This is a genomic window from Streptomyces sp. NPDC058678 (assembly GCF_042714835.1).
Taxonomy (GTDB): Bacteria; Actinomycetota; Actinomycetes; order Streptomycetales; family Streptomycetaceae; genus Streptomyces.
The window spans coordinates 114,565-133,477 of the sequence record NZ_JBHXSG010000010.1 but is presented as its reverse complement, the minus strand read 5'-3'; the positions used below and the strand labels follow the sequence as shown (position 1 = coordinate 133,477).

General features: G+C 71.6%; 15 protein-coding genes. 11 read left to right on the top strand and 4 right to left on the bottom strand.

Annotation, left to right across the window (positions count from 1 at the left end; all coding sequences use genetic code 11):
• Nucleotide 1: 1 nt before the first annotated feature.
• Genes ACFWWR_RS12820 through ACFWWR_RS12805 form a run of 4 tightly spaced genes read right to left on the bottom strand, consistent with a single transcriptional unit; the run spans nucleotide 2 to nucleotide 4,285 of the window.
• Nucleotides 2-1,030 (bottom strand): LacI family DNA-binding transcriptional regulator, encoded by a 1,029-nt coding sequence (locus ACFWWR_RS12820; RefSeq protein ID WP_383867651.1) that lies wholly within the window; start codon nucleotides 1,028-1,030, stop codon nucleotides 2-4.
• Between the two features lie 35 nt (nucleotides 1,031-1,065).
• Nucleotides 1,066-1,953, bottom strand: a complete 888-nt coding sequence (locus ACFWWR_RS12815; protein ID WP_383867653.1) for a carbohydrate ABC transporter permease — start codon at nucleotides 1,951-1,953, stop codon at nucleotides 1,066-1,068.
• Nucleotides 1,950-2,951 (bottom strand): carbohydrate ABC transporter permease, encoded by a 1,002-nt coding sequence (locus ACFWWR_RS12810; protein WP_383867655.1) that lies wholly within the window; start codon nucleotides 2,949-2,951, stop codon nucleotides 1,950-1,952. Before ACFWWR_RS12810 ends, ACFWWR_RS12815 begins: the two co-directional genes overlap by 4 nt.
• Complete coding sequence (locus tag ACFWWR_RS12805) at nucleotides 2,948-4,285, bottom strand: ABC transporter substrate-binding protein (RefSeq protein WP_383867657.1); 1,338 nt, start codon at nucleotides 4,283-4,285, stop codon at nucleotides 2,948-2,950. The genes ACFWWR_RS12810 and ACFWWR_RS12805 overlap by 4 nt, the downstream gene beginning before the upstream one ends.
• A gap of 280 nt (nucleotides 4,286-4,565) precedes the next feature.
• On the opposite strand from ACFWWR_RS12805, the gene ACFWWR_RS12800 reads away from it, so the two are divergent.
• From ACFWWR_RS12800 to ACFWWR_RS12750, 11 genes are all read left to right on the top strand, one after another.
• Nucleotides 4,566-6,566: a beta-galactosidase gene (locus ACFWWR_RS12800; protein WP_384303184.1), complete on the top strand. Its 2,001-nt coding sequence runs from the start codon at nucleotides 4,566-4,568 to the stop codon at nucleotides 6,564-6,566.
• Between the two features lie 64 nt (nucleotides 6,567-6,630).
• Nucleotides 6,631-7,767 (top strand): arabinogalactan endo-beta-1,4-galactanase, encoded by a 1,137-nt coding sequence (locus ACFWWR_RS12795; protein WP_384303182.1) that lies wholly within the window; start codon nucleotides 6,631-6,633, stop codon nucleotides 7,765-7,767.
• Nucleotides 7,768-7,937: 170 nt separating this feature from the next.
• Nucleotides 7,938-8,348: a hypothetical protein gene (locus ACFWWR_RS12790; protein ID WP_384303180.1), complete on the top strand. Its 411-nt coding sequence runs from the start codon at nucleotides 7,938-7,940 to the stop codon at nucleotides 8,346-8,348.
• 373 nt (nucleotides 8,349-8,721) lie between these two features.
• On the top strand, nucleotides 8,722-9,954 hold the full coding sequence (gene fahA, locus ACFWWR_RS12785; protein WP_384303178.1) for a fumarylacetoacetase: 1,233 nt from the start codon (nucleotides 8,722-8,724) through the stop codon (nucleotides 9,952-9,954).
• A gap of 178 nt (nucleotides 9,955-10,132) precedes the next feature.
• Nucleotides 10,133-11,071, top strand: coding sequence for a M56 family metallopeptidase (locus tag ACFWWR_RS12780; protein ID WP_384303176.1), 939 nt, complete (start codon nucleotides 10,133-10,135; stop codon nucleotides 11,069-11,071).
• Nucleotides 11,072-11,568: 497 nt separating this feature from the next.
• A complete protein-coding gene (locus tag ACFWWR_RS12775) occupies nucleotides 11,569-12,357 on the top strand; it encodes a GntR family transcriptional regulator (protein ID WP_383867669.1) in 789 nt (262 codons plus the stop codon).
• Between the two features lie 51 nt (nucleotides 12,358-12,408).
• The gene (locus ACFWWR_RS12770) at nucleotides 12,409-12,636 is read left to right on the top strand and encodes a ferredoxin family protein (protein ID WP_030347217.1); all 228 of its coding nucleotides are present in this window, start codon (nucleotides 12,409-12,411) and stop codon (nucleotides 12,634-12,636) included.
• Between the two features lie 16 nt (nucleotides 12,637-12,652).
• Nucleotides 12,653-13,999 (top strand): ABC transporter substrate-binding protein, encoded by a 1,347-nt coding sequence (locus tag ACFWWR_RS12765; RefSeq protein ID WP_384303174.1) that lies wholly within the window; start codon nucleotides 12,653-12,655, stop codon nucleotides 13,997-13,999.
• Nucleotides 13,996-14,898 carry an ABC transporter permease gene (locus ACFWWR_RS12760; RefSeq protein WP_383867674.1) on the top strand — a complete coding sequence of 301 codons (903 nt, stop codon included), beginning with the start codon at nucleotides 13,996-13,998 and terminating at the stop codon, nucleotides 14,896-14,898. The genes ACFWWR_RS12765 and ACFWWR_RS12760 overlap by 4 nt, the downstream gene beginning before the upstream one ends.
• 370 nt (nucleotides 14,899-15,268) lie before the next feature.
• Nucleotides 15,269-15,994, top strand: coding sequence for an ABC transporter ATP-binding protein (locus tag ACFWWR_RS12755; RefSeq protein ID WP_384303219.1), 726 nt, complete (start codon nucleotides 15,269-15,271; stop codon nucleotides 15,992-15,994).
• 95 nt (nucleotides 15,995-16,089) lie between these two features.
• Nucleotides 16,090-18,870 (top strand): fumarate reductase/succinate dehydrogenase flavoprotein subunit, encoded by a 2,781-nt coding sequence (locus ACFWWR_RS12750; RefSeq protein ID WP_383867794.1) that lies wholly within the window; start codon nucleotides 16,090-16,092, stop codon nucleotides 18,868-18,870.
• Nucleotides 18,871-18,913 lie beyond the last annotated feature (43 nt).

Here is an 18,913-nt window from a genome sequence, read left to right as displayed (position 1 = left end):
GTCACGCGGAGTCCCGTACCACCAGTTCCGTGGGGAGTATCACTCCCGACGTGTCCTCCCCCGCGATCTGCGCGAGCAGCATGCGGACCATCTCGGCGCTGATGCGCTCGAAGGGCTGGCGGACGGTGGTGAGGGCGGGGGTGATGGCGGTGGCCGCGGGAGAGTCGTCGAAGCCTCCGACAGCGATGTCGTCGGGGACCGAACGGCCGCTCTGCTGCAGGGCGTTGACGACCCCCTGGGCCATGAGGTCGGAGGCGACGAACACCGCGTCCAGGTCGGGTGCCTGGGTGAGCAGCCGGTGGGCCGCCTGCTCGCCGCCGGTACGGCGGTAATCGCCCTCGGTCACCAGTGCCGGGTCGTAGGGCAGCCCCGCCTCGGCGAGCACCTCGCGGTAGCCGGCCAGCCGGTCCGTGCCGCCGGGGGTGTCCAGCGGACCGGTGATCATGCCGATGCGGCGGCGGCCGCTGGCCAGGAGGTGGCGGACCATCTCCCGGGCCCCGTCGCGGTCGTCGGCCGCCACGTAACTCACCCTGGAGCCGAGGCCCATCGGCTTGCCGCAGGCCACCAACGGCATCCCGGCGGCGCGCAGTTCGGCGGCGACCGGGTCCCCGCTGTGACTGGAGACCAGCAGGACGCCGTCGACGTGGCCCGAGGTGATGTAGCGGGTCACGCGTCGGCGGTCGTCGTCGGTCGCGGCGAGCATCAGCAGCAGCGGGATGTCGTGCCGGGCCAGGTGCTCGGTGCAGCCCCGCAGCAGCACGTTGAAGTTGGGGTCCTCGAAGAACTTCTCCTGCGGCTCGGTCAGGAGGTAGGCCACCGAGTCCGAACGTCCCGTACTGAGGCTGCGCGCGTGCCGGTTGACCACGTACCCGGTCTTCCTGATGGCGGACTCGACCGCCCGGCGGGCGGCCGGGGAGACGTAGTGGCCGCCGTTCAGGAAGCGGGAGACGGTGCCCCGCGACACGCCGGCCTCCCGCGCCACGTCGTGGATGGTGGGCGGTCGGCGGCGTCCGTTGGCGCTGGTGGTCATGTTCCTCGTTCGTGACGGTGGAGTCGGCGGAAGGCTCAGGCCTTGACCGAGCCGCTCAGCAGGTCCAGGGACCAGAACCGCTGGATCACCAGGAAGAGCGCGATCAGCGGGATGATCGCCAGCAGACATCCGGTGATGACCAGGGTGTAGAGGGCGGGCTGCGAGGCGCCCTGCGCGAGCAGCGTGTAGAGCCCGAGGGTGAGCGGGAACTTGGTGTCGTCGGCCAGCATCACGTACGGCAGCAGGAAGTTGTTCCAGATGGCGACGAACTGGAAGAGGAACACCGTGATCAGGCCCGGCATCATCATCGGTACGGCGATCCGCGAGAAGATCCGCCACTCGCTCGCGCCGTCCATGCGGGCGGCTTCGAGGAGTTCGGCGGGCACCGCGGCGGCCGCGTAGATGCGGACCAGGTAGACGCCGTACGGGGAGAGGATGGACGGCAGCAGCATCGACCAGTACGAGTCGGCCATGCCCATCTTCGACAGCAGCAGGTACTGCGGGACGGTCAGCACGATGCTCGGTACCAGGACGCCGGCCAGGATGAGCTTGAAGATGACCTCCCGCCCCCGGAAGGCGAACCGGCCCAGCGCGTAGCCGCCGCCGGCGGAGACCGCGGCGGACAGCAGGGCGCCGAAGCCCGCGTAGAGGGCGGAGTTGCCCATCCACGTCCAGTAGATGCCGTCCCGGTAGGCGTTCAGCTCGCTCAGGTTGTCGAGGAAGCCGGTGCCGGGCGCGAAGGTGAAGGTGGAGAACAGCTCCGCGCGGTCCTTGGTCGCCGCCATCACCACCCAGGCGATGGGGACCAGGCAGTACAGCGCGCCGAGGATCAGCACGAGGGTGGGGACCCAGGCCGTGCGCCGCGCACGGCTTTTGACGGGGGGTCTGCCCGCGGTGTCGGCGGTGAGGGTGAGGGGGGTCATGCCCGGTCCTCCCGGGTGTAGCGGTCGGAGACACGCAGCAGGGTGAAGGAGATGAGGTAGGTGGCCAGGGCCAGGACCACCGCGGTGGCGGAGGCACCGTAGATGTCGGACTTCAGGAAGGCGCTGTCGTAGATGGCCATCAGCGGACTCCAGGTGGTGGAGAGGCCGTTGGTCAGCGGCTTGAGCGTCATCGGCTCGGTGAAGACCTGGAGGGTGGCGATCACCGAGAAGAAGAAGGTGAGCACCAGGGAGGGCATCACGATCGGGATCTTGATCTTCAGCGCGATCTTGAGGTTGGACGCGCCGTCGATCCGCGCCGCCTCGTAGATGTCCGGCGGGATCGCCCGGAGCGCGGTGTAGATGACGATCATGTTGAAGCCGGTGCCGCCCCAGACCGCGATGTTCGCGAAGGAGAGGTACAGGTTGCCGCCGTCGAACAGGTCCGGCTGCGGCAGGCCGAACTTGTCCAGCAGGTAGTAGAAGGGGCTGACGGCCGGGAGGTACAGGAAGCCCCACATCAGGGCGGCGATGATGCCGGGCACGGCGTACGGCAGGAAGATCATCAGCCGGGCGAAGGGCGCGCTGCGTGCCTTCGGGGTGTCGAGCATCAGCGCGAACAGCAGCGCCAGCCCGAGCATCGTCGGGATGACGATGAGGCCGTAGCCGAAGGCGCGCAGCACGCTGTGGCCGAACTCCGAGTCCTGGAAGACGTCGGTGTAGTTGCCGAAGCCGTTCCAGACCTGTTCGCGGGCGCCCTTGCCGAGTCCGATGCCCTTGACCTTGACCTTGTGGAGGCTGAGCCAGATCGCGTACCCGATGGGGACGACGGTGAAGGCGGCGAACAGGACCAGGGTCGGCGTCAGGAACCAGTACGGTGCGCTGCGGCCACGACCACGGCGGCGAGGGCGGCTGGGGCGGACGGACTTGGCGGTGCCGGTGCCGTCCGCCAAGGGCCCGACCGCGATGCGGTCGGAGCCCTTGAGCGGAGCGCTGGTCATGCCTCGGCCACCTCGAAGCCCTGCTTCTTCATGTCCTCGAAGGTCTTCGACTGCACGGTGCTGAGGGCGGAGGCGAACTGGGTTTCCTTCTTCGCCTTGGTGGCCTTGCCGAAGCTGTCCATGAAGGTGGTGTAGGCGGTCTGGACGTTCGGGCCCCAGGCGGCGGTGGCCGTGGTGGCGGCGATCGACGCGGCCGTGGTGTAGAAGTCCTTCTGGTTCGGGAAGAAGGCGGGGGTGGTGAGCACGTCGCCGGACTGGCCCTGCGTGGCCGCCGGGTAGATGCCGACCTCCTTGACCAGGGCGGCCAGCGCCTCCGGGTCGGTGTTGATCCAGTGGGCGAACTTCGCCGCGGCCTCGGCGTGCTTGGAGTCGGTGGAGACGCCGGTGGAGGAACCGCCCCAGCTGCCGGTGACGTCGTCGCCGGCCTTCCACTGCGGCAACGGGGCCATCCGCCACTTGCCCTGGGTCTTGGGGGCGGCGGAGACCAGCACACCGGGCGCCCACACGGCGGAGACCCAGCCGATGTGGGTGCCCTTGTTCAGGGCGTTGTTCCAGGCCGGCGTGTACATCGGCTGGTTGTCGATGACGCCCTCCTGGACCAGGCCACCCCAGAACTCGGCGACCTTCCGGCTGGCGGCGTCGTCGATGCCGACCGTCCACTTGCCGCTGGCGTCGACCGTCCACCACTTGGCGCCGACCTGCTGGGTGAGGCCCGCGAACAGACCCGGGTCGTTGGAGGAGAAGGTGGTCAGGTAGGCGTCCGGGAGGGCCTTCCTGGCGGCGCGCGCGGTCTCGGCGAACTCCGTCCAGGTCTTCGGCACGGACAGGCCGTGCTTCTTGAAGAGGTCCTCGCGGTAGAAGAACATCAGCGGCCCGGAGTCCTGCGGGACGCCGTAGACCGCGTCGGTGCCGAGGGTGACCATGTCCCACAGTCCCGCGGCGAAGTCGCCCTTGGCGTCACCGACGTACTTCGAGATGTCGGCGAGGACGTCGTTGGAGACCAGGGTCGGCAGCGACTGGTACTCGGCCTGGATCAGGTCGGGCGCGTTGCCGGCCTTCTTCGCCGTGATCACCTTGGTGAGGATCTCGGCGCCGCTGCCCTGCTTCGACACGGTGACCGTGATGTCCGGGTTCTTCTTGTTCCAGATCGCGGCGACCTTCTCCATGTTCGGCGCCCACGACCAGTAGGTCAGCTTGACCGGCCCGCTGCTCTCCCCGGAGTCTTCGTCGTCGGAACCGCCGCAGGCGGCGAGGGTGCTGGTAAGGCCGAGGGCTGCGGCCCCGGCGAGGATGTTGCGCCTGCTGATCTGGTGGCGGTGGATCGACATCTTCATCTCCCCTGACTTGGACGAGCCGACCTCGTCAACGTCCCGCGTACGCGGCAACCGCCGTGGGGGGAGGTTCTGCGGGACGTGACCGAGGGGCTGTGCGCGAGGGCCGCGCGGCTCTGTGATCGTGCACAGTAGAGAATTGTTTCGGCCCCTTGTCAATGGCGGGTGCCTGGGGTTACCTACTTGTTGCTCACCGATGTCAGCCGTCATCCGTACTGTGCACGATCACAGAAACCCGGCGTCACCTCTGCCGATCCCTGTCCTCGATCCTGGGAGCCACCGCATGCCCTCCGCCGCCCCGCACGACCGCCTGCCACTCGCCTTCGGGGGCGACTACAACCCCGAGCAGTGGCCGCAGGAGGTGTGGGAGGAAGACATACGGCTGATGCGCGAAGCCGGGGTCACCATGGTCTCGCTCGGCATCTTCGCGTGGTCCAGGATCGAACCCCGGCCCGGCGAGTACGACTTCGAGTGGCTCGACCTGATCATCGGGATGCTCCACGAGGCCGGGATCCTCGTGGACCTCGCGACACCGACCGTCGTACCGCCCGCCTGGTTCTACCGCGCACACCCCGAAGCCCTGCCCGTGACCCGGGAGGGCGTGCGGCTGGCGTTCGGCTCACGCGGTGCGATCTGCCACTCCGACCCGGACTACCGGGCCGCCGCGGCGAACATCACGTCGCGGATCGGCGAGCGCTACGGACGGCATCCCGCCGTGGTCATGTGGCACGTCCACAACGAGTACGGCGCTCCGGTCCTGACCTGCTTCTGCGACACCTGCGCCCAGGCGTTCCGGGCCTGGCTCCAGGACCGCTACGGCACCCTCGGCGCCCTCAACCAGGCCTGGGGCACCGCCTTCTGGGGCCAGCTGTACGACGACTGGGAGGAGATCGGGGTGCCCCGGGCCACCCCGACCGTCGGCAACCCGGCCCACCAGCTGGACTTCCAGCGGTTCGCGGACGGTCAGGCCCGCGCCAACTTCGTCGCCGAGCGGGACATCCTGCACCGCCTGTCCCCCGGCGTGCCCGTGACCACCAACTTCATGGTCGCGCCCAGCCAGTGCCAGAGCATCGACTACTGGGAGTGGGCCAAGGAGGTCGACCTGGTCACCAACGACCACTACCTGATCACCGACGGCCGCCGCACCCACGTCAACCTGGCCCTGGCCGCCGACCTCACCCGCTCCGTCGCGGGCGGCGCCCCCTGGCTGCTGCTCGAACACTCCACGTCGGGCATCAACTGGCAGCGCCACAACCCGGCCAAGGAACCCGGCCAGATGGCCCGCAACTCCCTCGGCCATGTCGCCCGCGGCTCCGAGGGCGCGATGTTCTTCCAGTGGCGCCAGTCCCGCAGCGGCGCCGAGAAGTTCCACTCGTCGATGCTGCCGCACGGAGGAACGGGGACGCGTGTGTGGCGGGAGGTCACCGACCTGGGCCGCCGGGTCGCGGACCTGGCCGACCTGCGCGGCACCCGCACCCGGGCCGACGTGGCCATGGTCTGGTCGTGGGACTCCTGGTGGGCGCAGGGTCTGGAGTGGCGGCCCAGCGAGGACCTGGACGCACGGGAGCGGCTCGACGCCTTCTACGAGGCGCTGTACGACCGGCACCTGACGGTGGACTTCTTCCCGCCGGCCGGGCTGGGAGAGATCGATCCCTCCCGGTACCCGCTGCTCGTCGTCCCCCAGCTGTACTCGGCGCCCGCCTCCGTCGCCGCCGACCTGGAGCGGTACGTCTCGCGCGGCGGCACGCTGCTGGTCTCCTTCTTCTCCGGCATCGTCGACGAGCACGACACCGTGCACCCCGGCGCGTACCCGGGGGCACTTCGGGACGTGCTCGGGCTGACGGTCGAGGAGTTCGACCCGTTGCTGCCGGGCGAGCGGATCGCCGTACGGACCTCTCACGGGGACTCGTGGGAGGCGGACCTGTGGTCCGAGTACGTCGTCCCGGGCGACGGCTGCGAGACCGTCGCCGTCTTCGCCGACGGCCGTACGGCCGGACGCCCGGCGCTCACCCGGCGCGCACTCGGTGACGGAGCCGCCTGGTATCTGGCCACCCGGCTGAGCGGCGCGGATCTGGCGGCGGTCGTGGACCTCGCCCTCGCGGACGCCGGGGTCATGCCCCTGGACCTGCCCCGGGACGTCGAACTCGTCGTCCGAGAGGGCGAGTCGGGGGTGTTCCGGTTCGCCGTCAACCACACCGGCGCCGACGTGAAGGTGGTGCTGCCGGACGGGAGCCGGGCGGCGGTGCCCGCGGGCGCAGTCGAGGTGTTCCGCGAGCCGCGCTGAGCCTCCCGTCCTGTATCCACCTTTTTTTCTTCCTCTGTGACTTTCACCGTGAAGGGACCCTGACATGCGCAGACGCAGTGTTCTGACCGCCGCCGGAGCCGCCGCGCTGGCGATTCCCGTGCTGGGCGCGGCACCCGCCGTGGCCTCACCGGCCGGAGATCGTCGCCGCCTGCAGATCCGCGGGGTGGACATCTCCTCGCTGCCGAAGAACGAGGACAAGGGTGCCGTCTACCGGCGTGCCGACGGCCGCCGCGACGACCCCCTCCGCATCCTCGCCGACGCGGGCGTCACCCACGCCCGCCTCAAGGTGTGGGTCAACCCGGCCGACGGCTACAACAACAAGGCCCACATACTCCCGCTGGCCCGTCGCCTGAAGCGGGCCGGCATCGGCATCTGGGTCGACTTCCACTACTCCGACACCTGGGCGGACCCGGCGCACCAGACCAAGCCTGCCGCCTGGACCGACCTGGACGTGGCGGGCCTGACCCGGGCCGTCTACGACCACACCGCCGACGTCCTCGGCGCGCTGAAGCGGCAGGGCACCCCGGCCGGCCTGGTGCAGATCGGCAACGAGCTGAACGGCGGCATGCTCTGGCCCGACGGCAACTGGGAGCACTGGGACAACCTGGCCGCCTTCCTCAAGGCCGGCCTCAGCGCCGCCCGCGACACCACCCCGCGCATCCGCACGATCCTCCACCTGGCCAACGGCGGCGACAACGGGCTGTACCGGTGGTGGTTCGACAACGCGGTCTCCCACGGGGTCGACTTCGACATCATCGGCCTCTCGTACTACCCCTTCTGGCACGGCCCGGTGGAGCAGGCCGCCGCCAACATGGCCGACATCACGGCCCGTTACGGAAAACCGTGCGTCATCGCCGAGACGGCGTACCCGTTCACGCTGGAGAGCGAGGACGACGTCAACGACATCATGAACGACCCCTCGCAGCTCACCGAGGGCTTCCCCGCCACGCCCGAGGGCCAGGCGGCCTGGCTGCGTGCGGTGGCCGACCTCGCCGCCGCCGTCCCCGGCGGGCAGGGGCTCGGCTACTGCTACTGGGAAGGCGTGTGGACCTACCGCGCCGGCAGTGGCTGGAACCCGGAGGACCCGGCTTCCGGCAACGCGTGGGAGAACCTCGCGCTGTTCGACTTCGAGGACAGGGCGCTGCCGGGGCTGAGGACGCTGGGGCGCTACCGGTCGTAGGACCGTAGGGCCCCTTCACCGGCGGCGACAGCTCCGTCGCCGCCGGACGGTGTAGTGGGCTACACCACGGATACGGGTGGCCGTTCCCTCGTGGCGGCGGGCGGGCGACGGGATCGTGGTCGACAGAGATCCTCACGGATGTACGCCTCTCCTCGACGAAGGGACAGCCCATGTCCACGAACCGCCCGCGCCGCCTCCGTATCACCAGGATCGGCGTCGCCGTCGCCGCCGTCGCCCTGACCGCCGGGGTCGCCACCGCCTGCGACCCCGACGGCTTCGACAACTCGCTGGACTGCGTGTCCAACGCCGACACGATCTCCGACAGCCTCAGGGCGATCCACGAGGCCGGCTGGGACGCGGCGAAGGACCCCGCCCGCACGGACGAGTCGATCGACACGATCGAGAGGAACCTCGACAAGATCAACGACGACACGGACGACAGCAAGGTCGACAAGGCGGCCGCCGACCTGAACCAGGCGGTCAAGGACTACAACAAGGCCGTCCTGAACGGCGACACCGACCCGGACACCGGCAGGATCGACGCGGCGGCCGACAAGCTGAAGGACGTCTGCACGTCGTGACCGGGCCCCCGTTCGCCACAGCGCGACCAAGGTGGCGAAACCTTTCGTCCCCTGGGAGATCGAGGCCACCGAGGCGGCCAATCCGCCGGAGCTGATCGAGGACTTCCTCGCCTGGCAGCGCGCGGACGAAGCGCCGTGACGTCCGGCCCGTGGCGGACGAAGCGGCACTGACGCCCGGCCCGTCGCCCGAAGGGTCGAGGCTGACGGCCTTCCCGTCGTCAGACCGCGGACCGTGGCAGCGGCACCACGCCCGCCGGGTGCCGCGTGGCCGTTGCCTGTGTCCGCCCACGCAACTCAGCCGTAACGTGTGGCCCGACAACGTGTGGCGCGACCACATCGAACGCACGGTACGCACGAGAGTGAGGCAGCACCCATGCCCCCCTTCGATGTCCCCGAGGGTGACCTCTTCGGCACGCACAACCTCCCGTACGGCGTGTTCTCGCTCCCCGGATCCGACGATCGCCGGGTGGGTGTCCGCCTCGGCGACCACGTCCTGGACGCGGGCGCGGCCGCCGCCGCCCTCGGCTCCCCGTACGTCTCCCTCCTCGCGCGGCCCTCCCTGAACCCGCTGCTCGCCGCGGGCCGCACCGCCTGGTCGGACGTACGGCGCGCGCTGACGGCATGGCTGACGGTGCCGTCGCACCGCGAGACCATCGAGCCGCTGTTCCACCCCCTGTCCTCGGTGACCCTGCATCTCCCCTTCGAGGTGGCGGACTACGTCGACTTCTACGCCTCGGAGAACCACGCCCGGAACGTCGGCCAGATGTTCCGCCCGGACGCCGCCGACTCCCTGACCCCCAACTGGAAGCACCTGCCGATCGGCTACCACGGCCGTTCCGGCACGGTCGTGGTGTCCGGCACGGACGTCGTACGCCCGTCGGGGCAGCGGAAGGCTGCTTCCGACCCGGCGCCCGTCTTCGGCCCCTCCGTCCGCCTGGACATCGAGGCCGAGGTCGGCTTCGTGGTCGGGGCCCCCTCGCGCGCGGGCGAGCCCGTCGCCCTCACCGACTTCCGCGAGCACGTCTTCGGGCTGTGCCTGCTGAACGACTGGTCCGCGCGCGACATCCAGGCCTGGGAGTACGTCCCTCTCGGCCCGTTCCTCGGCAAGTCCTTCGCCACCTCGGTGTCGGCGTGGATCACCCCGCTGGACGCCCTGGAGTCGGCACGGGTGACGCCCCCGGAGCGGACCCACCCCCTGCTGCCGTACCTGGACGACACGGACGACGAACCCGGCGGCTACGACCTGCGCATCTCGGTCGCCGTCAACGGCCACGTCGTCTCCGAGCCGCCCTTCTCCACCATGTACTGGACGGCCGCCCAGCAACTGGCCCACATGACCGTCAACGGCGCCTGCCTGCGCACCGGCGACCTGTACGGCTCCGGCACGGTGAGCGGACCTTCCGAACGGGAGCGGGGATCGCTGCTGGAACTGACCTGGAACGGCCGCGATCCCCTCGAACTCCCCGACGGCAAGCGGACGTTCCTCGAGGACGGCGACCAGGTGACCCTGTCGGCCTGGGCCCCCGGCCCGGACGGTGTCCGGGTGGGACTGGGCGAGGTCTCCGGCCGGGTGGTGCCGTCCCCGCTTCACACCGCACCCCACTGAACGACTTCCGACACCTGCCGTACGCCGCCCGCCGCCGTCATACTGGCGACGGGCGGCGTGGCCTGTGAGGACGACGGACGACGCCGTCGCCCCTCGTACAGCCCGTGCGGTGCTTGCCCTTCGCGCACTGTGCACCCATAGCAGCCGTTTCTTCCGAACAGGATCCGGAGCCCGTGGCATGACTGTCTGCCTGCTCCTGCTGAGCGCCGTCGCCCTGGCGGCCGCCGTGCCGGTTCCGCGCGCGCTGACCCGGGCCGCGTGGCCCGAGCGGGACCCCGTGGTCGCGCTGTGGGTGTGGCAGTGCCTGGTCGCCACCGTCCTGCTGTGCTGTCTGGCGGCCCTGGTGCTGGGCACCGCGGCCGTCTTCCACACCGTCCGCGACCACGTCTTCGCGCCGGCACCGCCGGCCGTGACCGCCGCGTACGACCTCTCCGCCGCCCCGGTCTGGGCCGTCGCCCTCACCCTGCTGCTGGCCGGCGGGGCCGCCTGGACGACCGCGATGCTCGCCCGCGAGCTCGTCGAGGCCCGCCGACACCGCGGCCAGGCCCGCGCCCACCTGCGCGAACGCGCCCCCGACCTGCCGGCCGGCCTGCCCGCCTCGCGCGGACCCCTGCTCGTCCTCGAGGACGAGTACCCGGACGCCTGGTGGATGCCCGGCAGCCCGCCCCAGCTGATCGTGACCACCGGTGCCCTGCACCGCCTCACCGACCACCAGCTGGACGCGGTCCTCACCCACGAGCGCGGCCACGCCCGCGCCCGCCACGACTGGCTGCTCCACCTCTCCACCGCCCTCGCCACCGGCTTCCCCCGTATCCCGCTCTTCGCCCACTTCTGCGACCAGACCCACCGCCTGGTCGAACTGTCCGCCGACGACACGGCCTCCCGCCGCTGCGGCCACCTGACCACGGCCCTGGCCCTGATCGAGCTGAACCAGCACCGGGGCGTCCTCTCCTGCGCCTCCACCCACCGCCTCCTCGGAGAACGAGTGGACCGCCTCCTGGAACCCCAGCCCCGCCTCGGCCCCCGCCACCGAGCCCTGACGACGACGGTGGCGACCCTGGTCCCGCTGCTCCCCCTCCTGATCACCTTCGCCCCGGGCCTGACAGCACTGTCGTAGGACCCACCCCGTCTGAGGGCAGTCGACACCGCCCAGCTGCGGGCAGTCGTGCCGCTGGGGCCCAGCCGCGCACCACCGAGCCGCCGCGCTCCTGGGCACGGGTGGGCACAGGCGACACCCCCGGCACCGCCCAGCTGCGGGCAGTCGTGCCGCTGGGACGAGTGGGCGCAGGCGGCACCCCGACACCGTCAGACTGCGGGCAGTCGTGCCGCTGGGGCGGCACGGGTGGGCGCAGGCGGCACCCCGTCAGCGCCGGGCTGCGCGACCCACCCCCGCCCAGCCCCACCCCGGCCGCGCTGCACACCCCAGCCGCGCCGCACACCCCAGCCGCGCCGCAAGCCCGGCCGCGTCGCACACCCGGCCGCGTCGCACACCCGGTGGCAGATCTCCCCCACGACCACGAGAAACCCCAGGTCAACGACCCCACCGGCGGAGCCTCCGGTGGCGCAACAATCCCGCAACACGACTTTCCCTACCGCCTCGGTATGGTTCGAAACATGCCCCTCTCCGACCGCATCCGCGACCACGCCGGCCAAGGCGCGACCACCGTCGCCGCCCACCGCACGCGTCGTCGGCTGCGCGCGGACCAGGCCCGCCAACTCGCCGACCTCCTACGCCACCAACTCCTCACCGACGGCTTCCCGGACGGCACCCTCCCCCACGAGTCCGCCCTCGCCACCGACTACCGCGCCTCCCGCAACACGGTCCGCCAAGCCCTGGACCTGCTGCGCGCCGAAGGCCTGGTGGAACGCCTCCCCGGCGTCGGCACGGTCGTCGTCGCCCAGAAGTACCCCCACGGCCTCGACCGCCTGATGGGCCTCGCGGAAACCCTGCGCGAACACGGCCGGGTCACCAACGAGGTCCGCACCATGGGCCCAGCCCCCGCTCCCGTGCCCGTCGCCGAACGCCTCCACGTCGCCCCCGGCACCGACGTCCTCTACATCGAACGCCTGCGCCGCCTCAACGGCCTCCCCCTCTCCCTCGACCTCACCTACGTCCCCCTCGACCTCGGCACCGCCCTGCTCGGCGCCGACCTGGAGAACACCGACGTCTTCCGCCTCCTGGAAGGCATCACCGGCCAACCCCTGGGCCACGCCGAGATCACCCTGGAGGCGGTGAACGCGGACGCCCACTCAGCCGCCGTACTGGAAGCCCCGCGCGGCGCGGCCGTCCTCATGCTGGAACGGCTCACGCACCTCGCCGACGGCCGCCCGGTCGACCTGGAGTTCATCCGCTTCCGCGGCGACCGCATCACGATGAGCGGCCTGCTGCACCGGTCGCTGTAACCCCCCGGTTCCGCTCGAAATCCCTGCTTGCGCACCTTCCTGGAGACAGCCATGCCCTTGGCGCCCCAGCGGGCCGACGTGCCCGTGACCATCGACGAGTCGAAGTGCATCGACGGCTGCACGCTCTGCGTGGACATGTGCCCGCTGGACTCCCTCGCCATCGACGAGAGCAGCGGCAAGGCCTACATGCACGTCGACGAGTGCTGGTACTGCGGCCCGTGCGCGGCCCGCTGTCCCACCGGAGCCGTCACGGTCAACATGCCCTATCTGCTCCGGTGAGAGGCCACCAACTCCCATGAAACGCACCGCAGTCGCCGCCGCAGCTGCCGTCACACTCCTCCTCCCCCTCACCGCCTGCGGCGGCAGTGCGGAGGCCGGCGACGGCTCCACGGTCACCGTCACCGTCGGCTACCAGTCCAAGACGATCAACACGGTCACGGCCGGCACCCTCCTCCGCTCCCTCGGCTCCTTCGAGAAACAGCTCAACGCCCTCGGTGACGGCATCACCTACAAGGTGAACTGGCAGGACTACGCCACCGGCGCCCCCATCACCGCCCAGATGACCGCCGGGAAGATCGACATCGGCTCGATGGGCGACTTCCCGCTCCTCATCAACGCGGCCCGCGGCAAGCAGCTCGGCGAGCCCACCCACCTGGTGTCCGTCACCGGCTACAACCTCCGTGGCGGCCTCAACACGATCGTCACCTCCCCGGACGCGAAACTCGCCTCCCTCGAAGACCTCCGCGGCAAGAAGGTCTCCACCAGCATCGGCTCGGCCGCCGACGGCACCCTCGTCCGCGCCCTGCAACGCGCCGGCATCGACCCCGACCAGGGCATCGAGAAGCTCAACCAGCAGCCCGCGGTGGGCGCCTCGGCCCTCGCCGCCGGCAGCGCGGACGCGCTCTCGCAGTTCGTCGCCTGGCCCGGCCTGCTGACCTTCCAGGGCAAGGCGAAGGCCCTGTACGACGGCGCCCTCCTGAACCTCCCCACCTTCCACGGCGTCACCGCCCGCGAGGACTTCGCCAGGAAGCGCCCGGCCGTGCTGGAGGCCTTCCTCAAGGCCCAGGCGGAGGCCACCGACTACCTGAACGCCCATCCGGTGGCCGCCGCCGAGAAGGTCGCGAAGGCCACCGGCCTGCCCGCCGAGGTCGTCTACCTCTACAACGGCGCCCACGGCATCGCCACCTTCGACCCGGCGATCAAGCCCCGACTGGTCTCCGCTCTCAAGCAGGACGTCTCGGTCCTCAAGTCGGCGAAACTCACCGGCGACGTGGACGTGGACGCCTTCGTCGACGACCAGTACGTCAAGAAGGCCCTCGGCCCGGCCTACGCGAAGCGCCTCGCCGCCACCCCCGCCCCGGCCGCGAGCGAGGTCTGGCCCAAGGACTCGGCACAGACCCGGACCTTCAAGTCCCCCGCCGAGCTGCTGGGGTACGTCGCCCAGCACCAGGCCGACATCCGCGCCGCCTACGTCCCCGACGCCACCACCGGCACCCTGTGGTTCGCCGACCAGGCCGTCTGGGTGACCGACGGCGACCAGCTCCTCCCCTTCGTCGCACCGGCGACCGCGAAGGCGTACGTCGCCGACCACGGCGGCGCCCGCGTCATCCCGTACGCCGACGCACTGGCCCGGGCGTCATGATTCGGACCGCGTCCTACCGCTATCCGAGGCGGGCGGGCCGGCTCGCGCTGCGGATAGGCTCGCTGGCCGCCGCCCTCGGTCTCTGGCAGCTGCTGACCAGCCTGGACATCGACCTGTGGCTGCGCTTCTCGCAGTTCCCCACCGTCACCGACGTGGCCCGCGCCTTCGCCGGCCGGCTGTCCGGACCCGACTACTGGACCGACCTCACCGACAGCCTCACCCGCATCCTCACCGGCTTCCTGCTCGCCGCCGTCCTGGGCGTGGCGGCGGGCGTGCTCGTGGCGCGCTCCCGTCTCGCCGCGGACCTGCTCGGCCCGGTGCTGGAAGTGATCCGCCCGGTGCCGGCCATCGCCCTCGTGCCCGTCGCGATCCTCCTCTTCCCCTCCAACGAACAGGGCATCGTCTTCATCACCTGCACCGCCGCCTTCTTCCCGGTCCTGGTCTCCACCCGGCACGCGGTACGCGCCCTGGTCCCGGTGTGGGAGGAAGCGGTGCTCACCATGGGCGGCGGCCGGTGGCGGATCCTCGGCTCGGTCGTGCTGCCGGGCGCGCTGCCCGGCATCTTCGGCGGCCTGTCGGTCGGCATCGGCGTCTCGTGGATCTGCGTCATCTCCGCCGAGATGATCTCCGGCCAGTACGGCGTCGGCTACCGCACCTGGCAGGACTACACGGTCGTCGACTACCCGGGCGTGTTCGTCGGCATGGCCACCATCGGCATCCTCGGCTGGCTCACCTCCACCGCCGTCGAGCTGCTCGGCCGCCGCCTCACCCGCTGGCTGCCCCGCACGTCGTACGTCCCCGGCCCCCGGCCCGGGACCCGCCTCTCCACCACGCCGACCGCGCTGACCGCACCCACCGCGCCCGACCCCGAGGAGGCGCGCGATGAGCACCTCGTCTGAGACGTCCAAGCCCCACCCGCGCGACCGCCTGCTCACCGGTCCTGAGACGAGCGCGCCACCGCCCGGCGTGGAGACCGACGCCTCCTCGCCAGAGGCGAAGGCCGCCGTGTCCTCGTCCGTAACGGAGCCTCGTAGGCCCTCGCCCCGTGAGGAGACGAGCGCACCTCGGACCGGTACCCAGTCCGGCGCCTCCTCGACAGGCCCGGAAGCCGACACACCCTCGACAGGCACCGCACCGGGAACAGCCTCGCCCAGCGAGGAGACGAGCACACCCTCGACCGCCGTCGGGCCTCGCGCCCAGCCCACCGGCACGCGGGTCGCCGCACCCGCCCACGGCGCGCAAGTCGACGCCCCCTCGTCCGTCCGCGGCATCCGCTTCACCCTCCGGAGCGCCACGCTCGGTCGCCCCGACGCCTCCGCGCTGGCCGACGTCGACCTGGAGGTCGCACCCGGCGAGATCCTCACCGTCGTCGGCCCCTCCGGCTGCGGCAAGTCGACGCTCCTGCGGACCTTGGCCGGCCTGCTGCCCCCGCTCGCCGGGGAGATCAGCCAGGACGACCACCCGCTGGTGGGCCCCGCCGCCGACCGCGCCCTGGTCTTCCAGGAGGACGCCCTCCTCCCCTGGCGCACCCTGCGCGCCAACGTCGAACTGCCCCTCGCCATCCAGGGGTTGCCGCGCAGGCAGCGCGGGGAGCAGGCGGACGCCTGGCTCGACCGCGTCGGACTCGCCGACCGGGCCCGCCAGTTGCCGCACCGCGTCTCCGGAGGCCAACGCCAACGCGCGCAGCTGGCCCGCGCCCTGGCCGCACGCCCGCGTGCCGTCCTCATGGACGAACCCTTCGGCGCCCTCGACGCCCAGACCCGCGCCGGCATGCAGGACCTGCTGGTGGAGGTGCTGCGCGGCACGGGCGCGACCGTCGTCTTCGTCACCCACGACGTGGACGAGGCCCTGTTCCTCGGCGACCGCGTCGCCCTCCTCGGCTCCGGCCGGCTGACCGCCGTACGCGACGTACCCCGCCCTCGCGACCGCGCCGCGCACGACGACCCGGCGCGCGGGGCGCTGCGGCGCGACGTCCTCACCTCCCTCAGTACGTGAAAGGCACCCTCGTGGACACCACCCCGGACGGCACCCCGGACACCCCCACGGCCGGAGCCACGAACAGCCCTGCCGGCAACCCTGCCGCCGGCCCCCTGGCGATCCCCGCTCTCGGCGACGCCGACGAACTGACCTGTGACGTCCTCGTCATCGGCGGCGGCACCGCCGGCACCATGGCGGCCCTGACCGCAGCCGAGCACGGCGCGAACGTACTGCTCCTGGAGAAGGCCCACGTCCGTCACTCCGGTGCCCTCGCGATGGGCATGGACGGCGTCAACAACGCGGTCGTCCCCGGCCGCGCCGAACCCGACGACTACGTCGCCGAGATCACCCGTGCCAACGACGGCATCGTCGACCAGTCCACCGTCCGCCAGACCGCCACCCGCGGTTTCGCCATGGTCCAGCGCCTGGAGTCGTACGGCGTGAAGTTCGAGAAGGACGAGCACGGCGACTACGCGGTCCGCCAGGTCCACCGCTCCGGCTCCTATGTGCTGCCGATGCCGGAGGGCAAGGACGTCAAGAAGGTCCTCTACCGGCAGCTGCGGCGGCGTGAGATGCGGGAGAGGATCCGCATCGAGAACCGGGTGATGCCGGTGCGCGTACTGACGGCCGAGGGGCGCGCCGTGGGCGCGGCCGGCTTCAACACCCGCACCGGACGGTTCGTCACCGTCCGCGCCGGCGCGGTGATCCTCGCCACCGGCCCCTGCGGCCGCCTCGGCCTGCCCGCCTCCGGCTACCTGTACGGCACGTACGAGAACCCCACCAACGCGGGCGACGGCTACGCGATGGCGTATCACGCGGGCGCCGAGCTCACCGGCATCGAGTGCTTCCAGATCAACCCGCTGATCAAGGACTACAACGGCCCGGCCTGCGCCTACGTCGCCAACCCCTTCGGCGGCTACCAGGTCAACCGGCACGGCGAACGCTTCGTCGACTCCGACTACTGGTCCGGCCAGATGATGGCGGAGTTCGCGGCGGAGGTCGCCTCCGACCGGGGCCCGGTGTACCTGAAGCTGAGCCACCTCCCGGAGGAGTCGGTCGCGGCCCTGGAGTCGATCCTCCACTCGACGGAGCGCCCGACCCGCGGCACCTTCCACTCCGGCCGCGGTCACGACTACCGCACCCACGACGTCGAGATGCACATCTCCGAGATCGGCCTGTGCGGCGGCCACTCGGCCTCCGGCGTACGCGTCGACGACCACGCCCGTACGACCGTCCCCCGCCTGTACGCCGCCGGCGACCTGGCCTGCGTCCCGCACAACTACATGATCGGCGCGTTCGTATTCGGTGACCTGGCGGGCGCGGACGCGGCCCGCCACCGGCCGTACGAGGGCGAACTGCCTGCCGACCAACTGCGCGACGCCCACGAGCTGGTCTACCGCCCGCTGCGCAATCCGGACGGCCCGCCGCAGCCCCAGGTCGAGTACAAGCTGCGCCGCTTCGTGAACGACTACGTGGCCCCTCCGAAGTCCGGCGCCCGGCTCTCCCTGGCCCTGGAGGCGTTCGAGCGGATGCGCGCCGACATCGCCGAGATGGGCGCCCGCACCCCGCACGAGCTGATGCGTTGCGCCGAGGTCACCTTCATCCGTGACTGCGCGGAGATGGCCGCCCGCGCCTCCCTGGCGCGCACGGAGTCCCGCTGGGGTCTCTACCACGACCGTCTCGACCACCCTCGTCGCGACGACGCGTCCTGGTTCCACCACCTCGATCTGCACAAGTCCCCCTCTGGTGCGATGGAGTTCACGGCTCGTCCCGTGGCTCCCTATCTGGTGCCGATCGAGGAGTTCACCCCGACCGGCGGTCCCTCCCGCCACCTCGGCGAGGTCCACCCCGAACAGGTGGCGACCGCCGGGGCACGACAGGTGGCGCCGGTGGCGGCCGGGGCCGAAGGAGCCGAGCCGGCCGGGAGGAGTGTCCGGGAGGCCCCGACCTCCCGCCCTGCCCACGAGCAGTCCTCGGCCCGCCTCGTGGAGCTCGTCACCCTCGCCGAGGAGCAGCCCGAACTCGACGCCCTGCGCCGGTACTTGACCGACCCTGCGCCCGCCGTCCGACGCGAGGCCGTCGCCGTGCTGACGGAGGCGCTGCCGCCGGGAACGGGCCCCGCCCTCGCCGAAGCGCTCCGCGACCCCGCCGCGCAGGTGCGCGCCGCCGCGGCAGCCTCGATGCGCGAACTGGTCGAGACCCTGCCTCCCGAACCGGCCCTGCGCGACGGCCTGGTCGCGGCCCTGGCCGAACCCGACCCGGTCGTTCGCGCCGCTGCACTGGACGTCCTGCGTGCCCTGCTTCTGGGCGACGCCGAACTGTTCGCGGGCTCCTTGACGGACTCCGACGTCGCCGTCCGCATCGAGGCGGTGCGTGCGCTGGTGTCGGTCGACGCCGCGGAGGAACTCGCCCGAGCCGCGACCGCGGACCCGTCCCGCGAGGTCCGTGTCACGATCGCCAAGGGCCTGGCCACGGTGTCCGCGGGACGCCTGGCCCCGGCGGGTCCGGCCTCCGTCGGTCCCGAACCCGATCCCGTCCAGACCGCCCTCACCGACCTCGTCGACGACCCCGACGCCCTGGTGCGCGCGGCTGCCTACGGCGCGCTCGGCACGACCGGCTGCCCCGCACCGCTGGCCGAGCGGGCCACGGCCGCGTTGTCCGATCCCGCGTGGCAGGTCCGGGCGGGCGCGGCCGGCGCGCTGTCCGCCGCGGCTCCCGACGTGGCCGTCCCCACCCTGGCCAAGGCCCTCGCGGACCCCAACGCCGACGTCCGCAAGGCGGCGGTCCTGGCGCTGACCCGGCATGCGGGCACCGAGGACGCCCGCGCGGCCCTGTCCACAGCGACGTCCGACTCCGACGCGGACGTCAGGGCGTACGCGGCACGAGCCCTGTGACCCTGCCGGACTCCCCCTGCCTCCAGCCGTCCCCTATGTCCAG